The organism is Alteromonas sp. NFXS44 (assembly GCF_040148705.1).
Lineage (GTDB): Bacteria > Pseudomonadota > Gammaproteobacteria > Enterobacterales > Alteromonadaceae > Alteromonas.
Genome location: NZ_JAGDEA010000005.1, coordinates 1,045,138 through 1,060,612, shown reverse-complemented (window position 1 = coordinate 1,060,612; position 15,475 = coordinate 1,045,138). Strand labels below are relative to the sequence as shown.

General features: G+C 43.0%; 17 protein-coding genes. 2 read left to right on the top strand and 15 right to left on the bottom strand.

The genetic code is table 11. The features are described 5' to 3' along the window. Positions 1–139: 139 nt before the first annotated feature. The 15 genes from J3369_RS09935 to J3369_RS09865 all read right to left on the bottom strand — a co-directional run bounded on the left by J3369_RS09935 (position 140) and on the right by J3369_RS09865 (position 13,329). Positions 140–349, bottom strand: coding sequence for a hypothetical protein (locus J3369_RS09935; protein WP_349586182.1), 210 nt, complete (start codon positions 347–349; stop codon positions 140–142). Positions 350–493: 144 nt separating this feature from the next. Continuing rightward, positions 494–973, bottom strand: coding sequence for a hypothetical protein (locus tag J3369_RS09930; RefSeq protein WP_349586180.1), 480 nt, complete (start codon positions 971–973; stop codon positions 494–496). Between the two features lie 134 nt (positions 974–1,107). Continuing rightward, positions 1,108–1,977 carry a DUF8453 domain-containing protein gene (locus J3369_RS09925; RefSeq protein WP_349586160.1) on the bottom strand — a complete coding sequence of 290 codons (870 nt, stop codon included), beginning with the start codon at positions 1,975–1,977 and terminating at the stop codon, positions 1,108–1,110. Positions 1,978–2,114: 137 nt separating this feature from the next. Further along, positions 2,115–2,813 (bottom strand): hypothetical protein, encoded by a 699-nt coding sequence (locus J3369_RS09920; RefSeq protein ID WP_349586178.1) that lies wholly within the window; start codon positions 2,811–2,813, stop codon positions 2,115–2,117. Positions 2,814–2,954: 141 nt separating this feature from the next. Next, entirely contained in the window at positions 2,955–3,413 is a 459-nt protein-coding gene (locus J3369_RS09915) for a DUF4262 domain-containing protein (protein WP_349586176.1), read from the bottom strand. Between the two features lie 125 nt (positions 3,414–3,538). After that, positions 3,539–4,315, bottom strand: coding sequence for a hypothetical protein (locus J3369_RS09910; protein ID WP_349586174.1), 777 nt, complete (start codon positions 4,313–4,315; stop codon positions 3,539–3,541). A gap of 111 nt (positions 4,316–4,426) precedes the next feature. Continuing rightward, positions 4,427–4,900, bottom strand: coding sequence for a hypothetical protein (locus J3369_RS09905; protein WP_349586172.1), 474 nt, complete (start codon positions 4,898–4,900; stop codon positions 4,427–4,429). 42 nt (positions 4,901–4,942) lie between these two features. Then, on the bottom strand, positions 4,943–5,554 hold the full coding sequence (locus J3369_RS09900; protein ID WP_349586170.1) for a DUF5677 domain-containing protein: 612 nt from the start codon (positions 5,552–5,554) through the stop codon (positions 4,943–4,945). A gap of 122 nt (positions 5,555–5,676) precedes the next feature. Next, the gene (locus J3369_RS09895; protein WP_349586168.1) at positions 5,677–6,105 is read right to left on the bottom strand and encodes an Sbal_3080 family lipoprotein; all 429 of its coding nucleotides are present in this window, start codon (positions 6,103–6,105) and stop codon (positions 5,677–5,679) included. Between the two features lie 132 nt (positions 6,106–6,237). Continuing rightward, positions 6,238–6,783 (bottom strand): hypothetical protein, encoded by a 546-nt coding sequence (locus J3369_RS09890; protein WP_349586166.1) that lies wholly within the window; start codon positions 6,781–6,783, stop codon positions 6,238–6,240. Between the two features lie 129 nt (positions 6,784–6,912). Then, the gene (locus tag J3369_RS09885; RefSeq protein ID WP_349586164.1) at positions 6,913–7,656 is read right to left on the bottom strand and encodes a hypothetical protein; all 744 of its coding nucleotides are present in this window, start codon (positions 7,654–7,656) and stop codon (positions 6,913–6,915) included. Continuing rightward, positions 7,619–8,122: a hypothetical protein gene (locus J3369_RS09880; protein ID WP_349586162.1), complete on the bottom strand. Its 504-nt coding sequence runs from the start codon at positions 8,120–8,122 to the stop codon at positions 7,619–7,621. Before J3369_RS09880 ends, J3369_RS09885 begins: the two co-directional genes overlap by 38 nt. Before the next feature lie 622 nt (positions 8,123–8,744). Continuing rightward, complete coding sequence (locus J3369_RS09875) at positions 8,745–9,614, bottom strand: DUF8453 domain-containing protein (protein ID WP_349586160.1); 870 nt, start codon at positions 9,612–9,614, stop codon at positions 8,745–8,747. 659 nt (positions 9,615–10,273) lie between these two features. Then, entirely contained in the window at positions 10,274–11,707 is a 1,434-nt protein-coding gene (rmuC, locus tag J3369_RS09870) for a DNA recombination protein RmuC (RefSeq protein ID WP_349586158.1), read from the bottom strand. 92 nt (positions 11,708–11,799) lie between these two features. Beyond that, the gene (locus J3369_RS09865) at positions 11,800–13,329 is read right to left on the bottom strand and encodes a fumarate hydratase (protein WP_349586156.1); all 1,530 of its coding nucleotides are present in this window, start codon (positions 13,327–13,329) and stop codon (positions 11,800–11,802) included. 150 nt (positions 13,330–13,479) lie between these two features. Between J3369_RS09865 and pabB the strand changes: the two genes are divergently transcribed. Then, a complete protein-coding gene (gene pabB / locus J3369_RS09860) occupies positions 13,480–14,907 on the top strand; it encodes an aminodeoxychorismate synthase component I (protein ID WP_349586154.1) in 1,428 nt (475 codons plus the stop codon). After that, positions 14,894–15,469 (top strand): CoA pyrophosphatase, encoded by a 576-nt coding sequence (locus tag J3369_RS09855; protein WP_349586152.1) that lies wholly within the window; start codon positions 14,894–14,896, stop codon positions 15,467–15,469. The genes pabB and J3369_RS09855 overlap by 14 nt, the downstream gene beginning before the upstream one ends. The last annotated feature ends 6 nt before the right edge of the window (positions 15,470–15,475 follow it).

Here is a 15,475-nt window from a genome sequence, read left to right as displayed (position 1 = left end):
CAGGCGTTGCCTGACGATGACCATGACAGATGAAGTTAAGAGGTTTAGCACAGGGATTTGAACTGGCTGCTCACGCAGCCAGAGAATTGCTATTACCTATTGACCGGAGTTGGGCTCATATGTGTTATGTGCGTGCAAATTATTCCTTTGACGCGACCATGGATACAATCTCAATTTCAGGTGAATCAACTGTAGCTAAGGAAGATGAGTCTCGGTCACTAACATGCTGTTGAATTCTCATCTTCACTAAATGTTTTGCGTGTTCTTCGTCGTTACCTTTGACTTTGATAACTTGAGTTTTACTTACGCCGTTTAATTTATATTCAGCTTTTATTGTGAAATTATCCATAAAATTTTGTTTATCCTTTTAAGTACATAACACCCACATAAGGGGCAGTAACACGTGGGCTAAAATCCGGGCGAAGCGACAGAGCCCACGTGTTACTGTCCCAGCGAGCCTGCGAGCGACTTAATGTGATTGTTAGCTCAACACCTAATCGTTTTCAGAGCAAGCTTCTTTTCGCGCTGCAATGTTACTTTTTGAGGGGCTTTCCATAACCTTCAAGATTGCAACACTGCATGCCTGTTTAGCCTTGTCGTTTTGTGACTTTTCGTCGAAAGATACTGTTGCAACAAGAGGCTTATAATTTGTTGCCGCATTACAGTACATATTTTTTGTCTTTCCATATTTGGGGCCTGATTGCGGATTTTCTTGAAGATACAGACACATTTCTCTGAACATGCGTTTGGCGGCTTGAGAGCAGAGTGACTTGTCATTTAGGTTGTGCGAGTAAGTTTCGCAAACTGATTTATCTTTGATTTTCCAAATCTGGTAAGAGTAAGGTATTTCGAACCCATCGTATTTAACAACCTTCGCTTGTTCTACTGTGTTGAACTGATCAGTTAGCCTGTCATGAACAGAATTTGATACAGCATCCAAATAAGTAGCAAAAACAGCTGATACTACATCCATTAGAAACTTCCTTTATGTTTCCTAAGAGCTAACACCCACATAAGGGGCAGTAACACGTGGGCTAAAATCCGAGCGAAGCGACAGAGCCCACGTGTTACTGTCCCAGGGAGCTTGCGACCGACTTAATGTGATTGTTAGCCGTCTACTTGCTTTTGCTGTTTTTCTTGTTGCTCCTTAGCAAATTGTCGCCATTTTTCTCTGTCTCTTTCATCCTCAGCTTTTTCAAATATTCGATCTGCTGAGGTATACGTATTAACCTGCAAGCGTTTATTTGATGATGATGTCATTTTTTCTACTTGCTCACGCAGTTTTTTCAAGTCTTGAGAAATAGTATGAAGAGGAGCTCTATCTCCAATTGTAGATATACCCTTGAATTCTTTAAAACTAATTACTATTTCATTCTGATATTGGCTACCCTCTACATCCTCAAACATGATTTTAATTTTAAATTCAGGTGAGAAAATATCACCGTCTGGCAACTTTGATTTTATTTCATGAATGCTAAGAATGAAGCTTTCTATTTTTTGCCCTATACCTAATGATGAAATGCCGCTCGAAAAAATGTGTATTTGTAGAAACTCATTTACTACTGGATCTTCTTCTAACTCACTTCCGTCTACATTACAAAACGAAAACTTGATATTACGCGCAATTCCTTTACCTAAGTTCTCTATCTCAACAATTTTGAAGTTAATAGCAACAGGACTACTTAACATAGCTAGTGAAACATTTGGTCTAATATTCTCACGCCTTAGTTCATTTACTTGTTGGATCTGGGCTTCTCTCAGATACCATGTCTCCTTTGCTAAGACGAAAGTTAGTATCGCTATAGAAACAGTAGCAATAGCGCTGATCCAGGAAGAAAGTGAATCAGCAGTAAGAATGTTCGACAGTTGAATTTGACTACCGAGTATTATTCCGGCAATAAAAATTAATGGGGCAATTACAATGCCCGAAAGAATAATTAATGGTAATAAGCTTCTTTCATTCTTTGAATTACTCACAGAACTTTCCTTAGACTGCTAACACCCACATAAGGGGCAGTAACACGTGGGCTAAAATCCGAGCGAAGCGACAGAGCCCACGTGTTACTATCCCAGCGAGCTTGCGAGCGACTTAATGTGATTGTTAGCTTTCACCCTTAAGACAACCTTTTTCTTTTTGCCGTTTGATACCAGTATTCTTTTCCTTTAACTCGAATTTCTAGGTCGTATACTTTTTCTTCTACTTCCTCTATTTTTGCAAGAACTTTAGCATGAACATGTAACACTAGCTTCTTCAAAGATACATCTTGGTTTTCTGTAAAGTCAGGTTGCATCAGCTCCCTAAATATAGCTGGCTTTTCGTCGGACTTTTTATTCGGAGGAAGAACAAGAACAATTTTTACTTCTTCAAATGAATCCGCCCCACTATGGGCTGCAAAGTTATGTCTCATGTGCATAACATCATCATGAACTTTTTTATAATCTTCATCGATTAGTTTTTTATCTAATTTAATTCTTCTACCTTCGCACTTAGTGAAGCATTTTCCGTAAAATGTTAACACTGCTACATATAAACCTTTCACAAGGTTATAAATATTCCTGTCTGGTGATATTTTAGTTTCACCTCTCATGCTTGTAGGATGAAGTTTTTCTATTTCATCTAACCAGATTAATACGTTCCGCAAGTCTTTCTCAATGAGGCTGTATCCGGCTAATTGTTTAGCAATGTTTCCGTTAAGCTCTATTCTTGGCGCTCGCTTTCTTTTGAAAAAATATCTGTTGTAACGGGTGTGATTTTCGGGTTCAAACACTTCATGAATTTCCCAACCATTCCTTGATTTGTTTTTTTTAAACAACCTAAATCTCCACGGATTCTTTGAAAGCTAACGCCCTGCTTAGGGGCGGAAACACATGGGCTAAAATTAGGAGCGAAGCGACGCAGCCCATGTGTTTGCGTCCCAGCGAGCTTGCGAGCGACTACAGCAGATTGTTAGGGCTCACCATGCCGATACTTCCTGAAAACTTGGTTGCAATACTTTAAAGCTTTCTGAGGCATTTGGTTCCCATGGCCAAATGCCATCAACGGTAGGAAAGATTAGCTGAAGTGCTGGGTAATCAGTCCCCTTGTATATCCAATTACACGAAAGCATAAATTCTTCTTTAAACCTCTTTGCTACAGGTTTAAAGCAAACTTCAAATCCATCGAGAAACCCTTCATAAAAGCTGTCTTCCGTGAAAATTTCACCTTCTTGAACGCGGCGATTATATTCATTTGCGATCCAAGAGGACAACTCACTTCTTAGACCAAGGATGATCACTTCTGGGAGGCTTTCCTGTTTGTTGATACCAACAGTGTATGTAAAATTAGGATCTTCTTCTTTCGGGTCAAATACAGAAGTAACATGGCATCCGTATTCTTCTATATTTCCCATAATCTTAATTTCTGCTTGGTTCATAAAACTTCCTTGTGGGCCCTAACGCTAAGCTTTGGGGCGCTAACACGTGGGCTAAAATTCGAGCGAAGCGAGTCAGCCCACGAGTTAGCGTCCCAGCGACCGAAGGGAGTGACAACAGCGTTTTGTTAGAGTGCACCCACTGATTCCCACGCTTTATGAGTTAGTTCAAATGCGTCGCCTTTATGCCCAATTTCTTTGACGTAATCAAACTTAATTAATTGCTCTAATGCAGCTTCATACTTCACGAAAGACTTATGATCTTCTGAACCAAAAGAATCATTACCAGCTTGAATATTATTACCGTTATCTGTTCTTAGTTTTAATATGCTGCCATGATTGTCGGCCGAGGCGGCAATAAGTATTTCTCTAGCTTCGACTGAGAGATTATTTTTAGATTGTTGTTGCTTCTGTAGTTCATTAGACAGCTGCTCTCTCTCTACCCGAATAGTTTCCAACTGTTTTCTTAACTTTTCCTTTGTTTCTGAATTTTCAATATCTGCTACGGCCTCATCTCGCTTTGCTCTTTCAATAAGCTCATTTTCCTTAACTGCAAAAAAATCTGAACGAGACTGTTCTAACTGAGTTTGTTTTATCGTTTTCTTATGTTCAGCTTCAAGTTGTAGGTTTTCAATTAGTTCTTTTGGCTTTCGTTCAATTAGTCCAAATAAATACCTTAACCAATGAGTAGTTGCAGCGACAACCGCACCAATAATCAGTGGATAAATCAATAATGAGTAAATATCCGTTCTAGCATCAAATAAAGCTAGTTTTTCCTCTGGCTTACCCTCTGAAACTAGGAGGACAAAAAAACCTCTCCAATTTAAAGCGATAAATGAGAGAACCGCATAGCCAAAATATGGCGTTTTGATACGATTATTTACAGCTTCTACTAATTCTTTCACGTGACTTTCCCTAGCACTCTAACACCCAGCTTAGGGGCACAAACACGTGGGCTAAAATCGGAACGAAGTGACACTGCCCACGTGTTTGTGTCCCAGCGAGCCTGCGAGCGACTATAGCGTTTTGTTAGGCATTTTACCGATGTTACATTTTGCAAAATAAAGGTACCCAATTGTCATTTCTGTAAATACGGCAACTAGTATTCCAGCATGTGCAGCACCACGAAAATATTCAAATAAACCGAGCATTGCCATTGAAAACATGGATACATAAATACTGGTGCATATAGCTTGTCGCGCCTCAGAATTCTCCACACTACGGCTAAACCAGGTTAATACTGAAATGCCTAGAAATAAAATAGATAGCCGCCTTGCAATAAAATACGAACTGCCCGAGCCATCGATGCCAAAAATAAAGAATAGCAATTCCGGGTAGATTAGAAAATTGACAAATAATATAAATGCTATAACAGATGTCACTGAATTAAGTGCTTTAAAACTCACCATGCTTAATCTCAAATGCCTAACACCCAAATAAGGGGCACAAACATGGCGGCTATAATCGGAACGAAGTGACACAGCCGCCATGTTTGTGTCCCAGCGAGCGGAGCGAGTGACTTAATTTGTTTGTTATACATATTCTCCACTGCCAGCTCGATGCTGAACAGATCTCAAATCGTCCACATTAGTATTACTATTAATGAACGAAATGCATTCAATTAATGCTGAAGTAGATACTGTCATAGTTTGATTTACGAATTGCCTAATAGTAGCGGGCTCATGTTCCATACCACTAATTAGTTCGCCATTTTTTGAATGAAAATGAGCTAACATTTCCAAATTACCGTGAGAACTGCGACAGAGATAAGCATAAAATCCATTATATAACTCCTGCTCACCTGCTATCTTAAATTTCTCATATATATTTGGTAATTCTTTCCAATTAACCTTGTCGCCAGCTAGTTTGGCTTTATAAAAATCAAATGATTTATTCATATCTTCAATGTAATTGGGGTCTTTTATCAAACATAGAAGATCAATGTAGGTCTCTAGTGCACTTCTGAGAATTATCGGTGTTGACGCCGCATTTTTCCTACACAGCAATTCTAGGGAGTCCTGACAAAGCTCAACAACACGAATAGTTAGTAGGGCAACATATTTTTCATGTAAAGTATTAGTTTCTAGTCCTGATAAATATTTCAAGCGAAAAGAATTCAATTCTTGAAATGCTCCTTGGCTCATAACTTCCTCGATATGTATAACACCCACATAAGGGGCAGTAACGCGTGGGCTAAAATCCGAGCGAAGCGACAGAGCCCACGTGTTACTGTCCCAGCGAGCCTGCGAGCGACTTAATGTGATTGTTAGCTACTTTTACCAAGTAACTGATCAACAACGGGATCCATTTTTGTTTTTGTACTTTGCCATTTGGTTAGGGATAGTCCCCCTTTACCATTCAGATGATACTCAGCATAACCAATCTTATTGCCATTCTTTTCTAATCGTAGTTCAGCGTGATGAAGATATGTTGCCATGTCCCAGTTTTTTAATGCGGTATAGGTGAGAGTAAATTCACAATTTTCCGGTATATCCCCAGAGTAGACCGTTGTTTTGATGCCATGATCTTCTATTCTATTTCGAATAGTAGATAAAAAGTCATGTACTATCACTCTCGGATTTTCCTCGATACAAATTTTATTCGGTAAGTCTGCAGAGGCAACAGGATCTACCCTAATAGTGGTACAGGCAGAAAGGAGGGTTAAGGGTAAAACTAATAAATACTTCTTTTTCATAAACATCCTTTTAATTGATTTTGTAGCTAACACCCACATAAGGGGCAGTAACCCGTGGGCTAAAATCCGAGCGAAGCGACAGAGCCCACGTGTTACTGTCCCAGCGAGCCTGCGAGCGGCTTAATGTGATTGTTATGTTTGCCCGTAGAAAAGTGCGATCTTTTCTTCACAGCTTTCAACTGGATAAAGGTTTCCCTGAATATCTTGGACGTATATAGCTTCGCCTTCGTAAAGCGTGCCATTTATCATTGTTACCATATCATTGTGTGAGTCTTCTTCTGCAATTTCATTTTCAAAAAAATCGCCTTCCTTCAAAGCTACGCAGGTATTTTTGGTGGAGAAATCACTTCTAAGAGAGTTCATGGCACTTTCATTGTCACAACCTGGTCCAAACTCATAAACAACGTCAAAATCTGGGTCCTTAGCAGGAATATCAAAACTTAACCCTTTAGCCTGCACTTTAAAACCTTTAATAATAATTGGCCTTCGACCAACATTCGCAACTGTAAGTCTTAAAATGTTGGCCCTAGAACCCTCATTGTCATGGCAGGAATGTGAAATTACTTCGGCCCAAGCTTTAACTTTCGAGCGGTCCCTCTCAATGTTGAAGGCAGAATATACGAAGCTTGCGCCAGCAATTATTAAAGAGATAACCGAAATTACTAATGATGCATCCATGGATCACCTAAAACATAACGCCCGCATAAAGGGCGATAACACGTGGGCTAAAATTAGGAACGAAGTGACGCAGCCCACGTGTTAGCGTCCCAGCGAGCCTGCGAGCGTTTTAATGTGATTGTTAGCTGCCTAGTACTGTGAATACACATTTAAAATTAGACTTTCTATATGTGCTGAAACACGATGCTCACCAAGCTTTAAGCTGTTTGGGTGACCACATCCATTTCGGAAAGTAAGCGCTGTTTGAAGCTCCTGTTTTACACTTTTCCCTATGATTGATGCAGATTCACAAACTTCGAGGAAATCGGCTTCTTTCATTCTGGTTAAGTCATCATTTGTGTTGGCAGGCTTCCACTTCGGGTTCTTTTTCGCTGCAAATGAGTTAAAAGTCTGTTTGTGAAATTTCAGAACGTAAGTGTATAAAACCGAAACAGCTCCAACCCAAGAAAGGACTACAGCTGCGCGATATAAATGAGATTCAAAACACCTTACAGCTTCCTCAGCAAATGTTCTTGTTTCAGTATTTGTGATGGAATCTAAATTTGCCCTCAAAGTACTTGAAAGAACAGCAATAGGACCACCAATTATTTTTTTTATATGCTGCTTACCTTTCTCCGTCAATTCCCAACCATTAGGACTTCTGATTACAAGACCTTTTTGCCTTGAAAGAATCGAGGATATATTAAGTTTTTTTATTGTAGGATAGCCTGCTTGAACTCCAATTTGAGTAATATTTTTTACTGGTTTGGGTTCAGAAACATCGATAGCAAGGCACAGCAAAATTTTGTCTTTCTGATTTATCTCAGGGTCAGAAATATATTGCTTTATAGCTTCGTTACTGAGCAATTCTAGATTCCATATTTGATTTTTCACTAGCACTCAATGCATATGTGTCTTTTCCTGTTTCCATTAACTTCTGCGCTTTAACTAATTGATTGAGGTATTTTGTTAAATTATTGGAGTATGTTCTTTTATAATAAGCAGATGCAGATCTTATTTCATTAGAAATTTGAGAACGAGTAAACGTTCCTTGACCAACGGCTAGTGTCAAACGACCAGCTGCAGCCATAATCAAATCAGGCCCAGACTTAACTCCTAAAATTGCTGCCAATGAACCTGTAGTTCCCTGGAAGTTGGCTACATTATTTTCTGTAATTGGTTTACTAGCTTCAGCTGTCGAAGGTTGCCGCTGAGTTGGTTGAACTTCCGTGACCCCACTTTCTCTATATAAGTCAGAAACTGCAGACAGTAATGCTGGCAACTCTTCTTTTAAGAATCCCTCGCTACCTTCATACTCGATTTCGATGGGACCCATCTTTATTTTTATTTTACTTTCCATTGTTTCTTTCCTTGTTTTCAAAATTTAAATGCCAAGCTTTGACGTTCGATGGCAGCTAACACTCCGCTAAAGGGCACAAACGCGGTGGCTATAATCGGAACGAAGTGACACAGCCACCGCGTTTGTGTCCCAGCGAGCTTGCGAGCGATTTGAGCGGTTTGTTATTCGCGCGAGACACCTGCCCCACGCGGCTTTGCCGCCACCACCTGCTACTACAAGCTGTTGATTTAGATAATAACAATTACCTTAAAACAACAACCTGCCAAAAGCCAGATGATAAACTAACTGCATGATAAATGAACGACTCAGCAAAACAAGAAATGTTAAATTTTGGCGTTGCTGAGCTCAAAAATTTGGGTTAATACGAGGCTTTGAAAACCAAAACTGGCAGGTACCAAGACAACCTATGGAAACTGCCTTGATCTGAACAAAGACTGGGGCAACAAAACAACCTAGCGAAACTACCTTGTCTTAACAGTTACCGCGACATTTTATATTTGAGAAAGCCAACGGCGTATAACACCCACATAAGGGGCAGTAACACGTGGGCTAAAATCCGAGCGAAGCGACAGAGCCCACGTGTTACTGTCCCAGGGAGCTTGCGACCGACTTAATGTGATTGTTAGCCGTCTACTTGCTTTTGCTGTTTTTCTTGTTGCTCCTTAGCAAATTGTCGCCATTTTTCTCTGTCTCTTTCATCCTCAGCTTTTTCAAATATTCGATCTGCTGAGGTATACGTATTAACCTGCAAGCGTTTATTTGATGATGATGTCATTTTTTCTACTTGCTCACGCAGTTTTTTCAAGTCTTGAGAAATAGTATGAAGAGGAGCTCTATCTCCAATTGTAGATATACCCTTGAATTCTTTAAAACTAATTACTATTTCATTCTGATATTGGCTACCCTCTACATCCTCAAACATGATTTTAATTTTAAATTCAGGTGAGAAAATATCACCGTCTGGCAACTTTGATTTTATTTCATGAATGCTAAGAATGAAGCTTTCTATTTTTTGCCCTATACCTAATGATGAAATGCCGCTCGAAAAAATGTGTATTTGTAGAAACTCATTTACTACTGGATCTTCTTCTAACTCACTTCCGTCTACATTACAAAACGAAAACTTGATATTACGCGCAATTCCTTTACCTAAGTTCTCTATCTCAACAATTTTGAAGTTAATAGCAACAGGACTACTTAACATAGCTAGTGAAACATTTGGTCTAATATTCTCACGCCTTAGTTCATTTACTTGTTGGATCTGGGCTTCTCTCAGATACCATGTCTCCTTTGCTAAGACGAAAGTTAGTATCGCTATAGAAACAGTAGCAATAGCGCTGATCCAGGAAGAAAGTGAATCAGCAGTAAGAATGTTCGACAGTTGAATTTGACTACCGAGTATTATTCCGGCAATAAAAATTAATGGGGCAATTACAATGCCCGAAAGAATAATTAATGGTAATAAGCTTCTTTCATTCTTTGAATTACTCACAGAACTTTCCTTAGACTGCTAACGCTAAGCTTTGGGGCGCTAGCACGTGGGCTAAAATCCGAACGAAGTGAGTCAGCCCACGTGTTAGCGTCCCAACGACCGAAGGGAGTGCCAACAGCGTTTTGTTAGGCGTACAACTGAAAGTACGCAGCTTTGCTGCCACCACTAGCCAAATAGACCGCGTGTTTAAATTATTGAAATTAAGATAAAACACCCTGGGCGAAAAGCCAGATGTTAACGGGAATGCTGGATAAGAGAACGAGTTTAGAAAGCTGAAGGTGCAGAATGTTGGCGTTGTGATGTTGATGAAAAGCGCGTTGCTAAAGCCGTTGAAACTACCGAAAAAGCAAGCTGTAAAGACAACCTAGCGAAACAACCTTGATGTAGGAATGTCACGGTTTAACCCACATTTTAATGCTGTAAGTAAATGACGCCTAACTACTATTTAGATCCCAAACAGTCTGTTTTAAACACACCAATTTGGGGTATTTTCTGCATTCTATAACACCAAGACTAAGCCAAAAACTCAAACAAATCCATCTGTTAGTCGTTATCCGGGTTTCTGAGCATGGATAAAAAGCGACAATTCAGCGCGGTCACAAAAATGGTGTATTTCACCCGCTAATATCACTGCTCAAAAGCAGTGTAAATAGAAAAAATTACTCACTTTCACCATCAGCCATTAATCCGGCAGACAGCTTCTTCTGAGGCTGCACGCCTAGTTCTCTGAAGTATTCTACCTGACGTACCAGATTGCCCCGCCCTTCAGTGAGTTTATTCATCGCCGATTCATAGGCCTTTTGGGTGCTCTCGACGCTTTTACCAATTTTTTCCAGATCACCCGTAAAGCCGACGAATTTATCGTAAAGCTTACCCGCGTGTTCGGCAATGTGCTGAGCATTCTGATGCTGGTATTCGTACTGCCAGATGTTGTTGATAGTTCGTAGCGCCACCAGCAGATTGGTGGGGCTGACTAACAATATGTTGTTGTCCAGTGCCAGCGATACTAACGACGGATCTTCCTGAACGGCTAGTAGAAAAGCGGGTTCGACAGGAATAAACATGAGTACGTAGTCGAGAGTACGCAGTGACTTTAAATCCTGGTAGCGTTTATTGCCCAGGCCTTTAATGTGAGATTTCAGTGAATTCACGTGCTCAATAAGAAAGCGTGCCCGCAATGCGTCGTCATCACAGTTGAAAAATTGCTCGTAGGCGCGCAGGCTCACTTTGGAATCGATGATGACATCTTTTTCATTCGGTAAATGCACCACAACATCCGGTTGCTGCAATTTGCCATTCGCATCCTTTGCCGACACCTGAGTTTCAAACTCATGGCCCTCACGTAAACCGGATTCCTTTAAGATACGTTCCAGTACCACCTCACCCCAGTTACCCTGCTGCTTGTTGTCACCTTTCAGCGCTTTGGTCAGTGCTGCCGCTTCTTCGGTGATGCGCTTGTTCAGTTCTTTCAGTGTGAGGATTTCAGTTTTAAGGGATGCTCTCTCCTGTCCTTCACGACTGTGCTGTTCGCCCATTTGCTTGCGGAACGTATCGATTTGCTGCTTCAGAGGTTCGAGTAACGCATTCATGCCGGTCTGGTTAATTTGCGTAAAACGCTCACTTTTTTGTTCGAAGATACGGTTGGCTAAATTTTCGAATTGCGCCTGCAGCCTTTTCTCTGCCGCTTCCATTAAAGCTAATTTTTCCGTACTGGCTTTACTGGCCTCATCAAACTGTGCCTGCTGTGATTGCAATTGCGCTGTCAGCGCGGCATTGGTTCGCTGTTCTTCACGGCACTGCAACTTAAGTTCACCAATTTCATCTCTTAGCGGTGTCAGCAGTGCTGCCTTCTGACTAAGCTCCCCCAGTTGCGCCTGATTATTAAACAGCCTTTCACGGTATTCAGCCAACTCGTCATCAAGTTGCTCACACTGTTGCTGCTTTTCTTCCAGTTTGTCCTGCAGTTGCTTAATCTGAAGATCATCCTGTAACCGGCGCTGGTTTGAGCGCATTGCCGCCAGGAGCCAGGTAATAGCCGCAGCGATTACGGCAGTAAAAACGGGGAAGTAGGTTGAGGAAAGTAGCGCGTCCATAGTGTCATTCTCATTTTTATTGAATGTCTATTGTGCCACTCACAAACAAAAACGGGTACCCGAAGGTACCCGTTTACAGTAAAAAATACTGTTTATTTAGCCAGTTCTTTGTCCAGCTCTTCAATTTTCGCTTTCCAGATCGCCGGACCCGTTTTGTGCGCGTTGGCACCGGTGCTGTCTACAGCAACGGTAACCGGCATATCTTCAACTTCAAATTCGTAAATCGCTTCCATCCCCAGGTCTTCGAAAGCAACTACACGGGCTTTCTTTATAGCTTTGGAAACCAGGTAGGCCGCGCCGCCAACAGCCATCAGATACACTGATTTATGTTTGGCAATAGAGTCCACAGTTGCAGGGCCGCGCTCAGCTTTACCAATCATGCCGGCAATACCGGTTTTTTCCAGCATCATATCGGTGAATTTATCCATACGGGTAGCGGTAGTCGGGCCGGCAGGGCCTACCACTTCATCACCTACCGCATCAACCGGACCTACGTAATAAATAAACTTACCATTTAAATCAACGCCTTCAGGTAAACCTTCACCGTTCTCGAGCATGGTTTGAATGCGCTTGTGCGCCGCATCACGGCCTGTCAGCATTTTGCCTGACAACAGAACAGTCTCACCAACTTTCCATTCCTGAATGTTTTCTTTGGTGACTTCATCCATGTTCACACGGCGGGTATTCTCACCCACTTCCCAGGTCACTTCCGGCCACTCTTCCAGCTTAGGTGCTTTCAGATCAGCAGGACCGCTGCCATCAAGGTAGAAGTGAGCGTGACGGGTAGCCGCACAATTAGGGATCATGGCAACCGGCTTAGAGGCGGCGTGGGTGGCTACTGATTTGATTTTCACATCAACAACCGTGGTTAAACCGCCGAGGCCCTGTGCGCCGATACCTAACTTGTTCACTGCATTGAAAATATCAACACGCAGTTTCTCGTCAGTGGTTTCAGGACCGCGTTCGATGAGTTCCTGAATGTCTACAGGGTCCATTAAACTTTCTTTTGCCAGGACTGCGGCTTTCTCAGCCGTACCGCCAATACCCAGACCCAGCATACCTGGCGGACACCAGCCTGCACCCATGGTAGGCAGAGTTTTTACAACCCATTCCACAATGTCGTCAGACGGGTTCAGCATGACCATTTTAGATTTGTTCTCAGAGCCACCACCTTTTGCGGCAATCATCACTTCGATTTTCTCACCGGGCACCATATCGATATGCACTACAGACGGCGTGTTGTCTTTGGTGTTTTTACGTGCACCGGCCGGGTCTGCAACAATGGATGCCCGCAGCGGGTTATCCGGATTGGTATACGCACGGCGTGTGCCTTCATCAACCATTTGCTGAACTGTCAGATCGGTTTTATCCCAGGTGACACCCATACCAATTTTAACGAAACACGTAACAATACCGGTATCCTGACACAGAGGACGTTTACCTTCGGCAGACATACGGGAGTTGATAAGAATTTGCGCCATGGCATCTTTCGCGGCCTGGCTTTGCTCTTTAAGGTAGGCCTGTTCTACGGCTTTGACATAATCCAGCGGGTGATAGTAGGAAATAAATTGAAGCGCATCTTCAATACTATCGATGAAGTCTTGTTGACGGATAACGGTCATGGCGTCCTCTTTTCTTATAGCCTTTGTGGTGTTAGGGAAAGGAAAAAGCGTATACTAGCGCATCTTGACAACCTGCACCACGCTTTACACGTGCGACTTTGGTGTCGGTTATGCGTTTTATTTATATAGGTCAGTAAGCTAGTTTCTTCCATGAGTGAACATCTGTACAGCCCGCCGTCGACTACCCTGATAATATCAGAGATAAGTGGTTATCCGACTCTGACCGGCCTTTTTGAAAGCGTGCAGCACCAGCCTTATGCCATGCTGCTGGATACTGCCGGCAGCGAAAAACGCTTTGGCCGGTTCAATATTATGGTGTGGGAACCGGATATCACCGTAATAACCCGCAATAAGATCACTATGGTATCCCGTCCGGGTTCTGATGACTCCGTTGAAGTCAACGGTAAACCTCTGGCAGTTCTTGATACCGTTCAGCGCCATTACTTTTCTGCGTTACAAACAGTGAGTGATGTACCGATAGAAATACTTGAACAGTTACCTTTTCAAACAGGTACGGTCGGGCTGGCAGGCTATGATCTTGGGCGCAGCTATGAAACCTTACCTTCAAAGGCCCGCAATGATTACCGTTGTCCCGACCTTGCTGCCGGACTGTACTCGCAGTCGCTGATTGAAGATAACGATACCGGAAAATTATATTATTGCAGGCTGGATAACAAACCTTCACAACCTGACTTCATAACGCGGGAAGATAAACTGACTAAAGCCGGCTCGTTTTCATTAACAGGCGCCTGGCAGTCTAACCTGACTGAGCCGGAATACATCAGCGCCCTTGCTACTATTAATGAGTATCTGCTCGCCGGTGACTGCTACCAGGTCAACATGGCCCAGCGCTTCACGGCAACATATAACGGTAACGAATGGGACGCTTACAAAACCCTTCGTACTGCAAACAAAGCGCCGTTTTCCGCTTTTATTCGCCTCAACGATGCCGCCATCCTGAGTATTTCTCCTGAGCGTTTTTTATCGGTGAAAGACGGTTGTGTGGAAACGAAGCCCATTAAAGGCACCCGCCCACGCTTTGCCGACGGGGATAAAGACCGTGCCAGTGCGGAAGATTTGTTATCGGCTGAAAAAGACCGTGCTGAAAATTTAATGATCGTGGATTTGCTACGTAACGATCTCAGTAAACATTGCCAGCCCGGCTCTGTGAAGGTACCGGCATTATTTGCCCTTGAAAGTTATGAAGCTGTGCACCATATGGTCAGTACGGTCACCGGAAAGTTGAATACAGGAGCAAGCCCTCTTGATTTGCTGGCTGGTGCCTTTCCCGGCGGCTCTATCACCGGTGCACCAAAAATCCGCGCCATGGAAATTATCGATGAATTAGAGCCCGACCGGCGTAATGTGTATTGCGGCAGTATTTTTTATGTCGGACATAGGCAAGACATGGACTCGAGCATACTTATCCGCACCCTGCTGGCTGAAAACGGCCGGCTGCATTGCTGGGCAGGCGGTGGCATCGTGGCAGACTCCGTTGCCGGGGATGAATATCAGGAAACGCTGGATAAGGTCTCGAAGATATTACCGGTACTGGAGACAAAGCGTGAACCGCAGTGAGTTTTTACAGCGATATCATCATTTACGGCAAATTGATTATGAAGCCGATTACCCGCTGCGCAAAACCGGGCGCGCGGCGGGTGTGCTCATCCCGCTGATCGATCATCCTGACGGCCTGACGGTACTGCTGACAGAACGTGCGCATCACTTACGCCATCATCCCGGTCAGATCAGTTTCCCGGGCGGCGGCGCAGAACCACAGGACAATACACTGGCAGATACAGCCCTCAGGGAAGCCGAAGAAGAAGTTGGCTTACTCCGTTCTGAGGTCGACGTCATCGGCGCTCTGCCTGAATACCGCACAATCAGCGGTTACGCCATGACGCCGGTTATCGGTTTCGTGAAGCCCGGCCCGGTTTTGACCATCGACCGTAACGAAGTTGCTGATGCTTTTGAAGTACCGTTAGCATTTCTTATGGACCGGCGGAATCACTTCGCCCACTTTATTGAACGTAAACAACAACGTTATCCGGTGTACTTTATGCCGTGGCAAAACCGCCTTATCTGGGGTGCAACCGCCGCCATACTCAGAAACCTGTCTTCCCATCTGTGTGACGACTGACCATCA

What these genes read in the sequence shown, in the direction of transcription:
- J3369_RS09890 (WP_349586166.1), bottom strand. Translation starts at nt 6,783, where the DNA reads ATGGATGCATCATTAGTAATTTCGGTTATCTCTTTAATAATTGCTGGC.
- J3369_RS09905 (WP_349586172.1), bottom strand. Translation starts at nt 4,900, where the DNA reads ATGGCGGCTGTGTCACTTCGTTCCGATTATAGCCGCCATGTTTGTGCC.
- J3369_RS09915 (WP_349586176.1), bottom strand. Translation starts at nt 3,413, where the DNA reads ATGAACCAAGCAGAAATTAAGATTATGGGAAATATAGAAGAATACGGA.
- J3369_RS09865 (WP_349586156.1), bottom strand. Translation starts at nt 13,329, where the DNA reads ATGACCGTTATCCGTCAACAAGACTTCATCGATAGTATTGAAGATGCG.
- J3369_RS09930 (WP_349586180.1), bottom strand. Translation starts at nt 973, where the DNA reads ATGGATGTAGTATCAGCTGTTTTTGCTACTTATTTGGATGCTGTATCA.
- pabB (WP_349586154.1), top strand. Translation starts at nt 13,480, where the DNA reads ATGAGTGAACATCTGTACAGCCCGCCGTCGACTACCCTGATAATATCA.
- J3369_RS09900 (WP_349586170.1), bottom strand. Translation starts at nt 5,554, where the DNA reads ATGAGCCAAGGAGCATTTCAAGAATTGAATTCTTTTCGCTTGAAATAT.
- J3369_RS09880 (WP_349586162.1), bottom strand. Translation starts at nt 8,122, where the DNA reads ATGGAAAGTAAAATAAAAATAAAGATGGGTCCCATCGAAATCGAGTAT.
- J3369_RS09935 (WP_349586182.1), bottom strand. Translation starts at nt 349, where the DNA reads ATGGATAATTTCACAATAAAAGCTGAATATAAATTAAACGGCGTAAGT.
- J3369_RS09895 (WP_349586168.1), bottom strand. Translation starts at nt 6,105, where the DNA reads ATGAAAAAGAAGTATTTATTAGTTTTACCCTTAACCCTCCTTTCTGCC.
- rmuC (WP_349586158.1), bottom strand. Translation starts at nt 11,707, where the DNA reads ATGGACGCGCTACTTTCCTCAACCTACTTCCCCGTTTTTACTGCCGTA.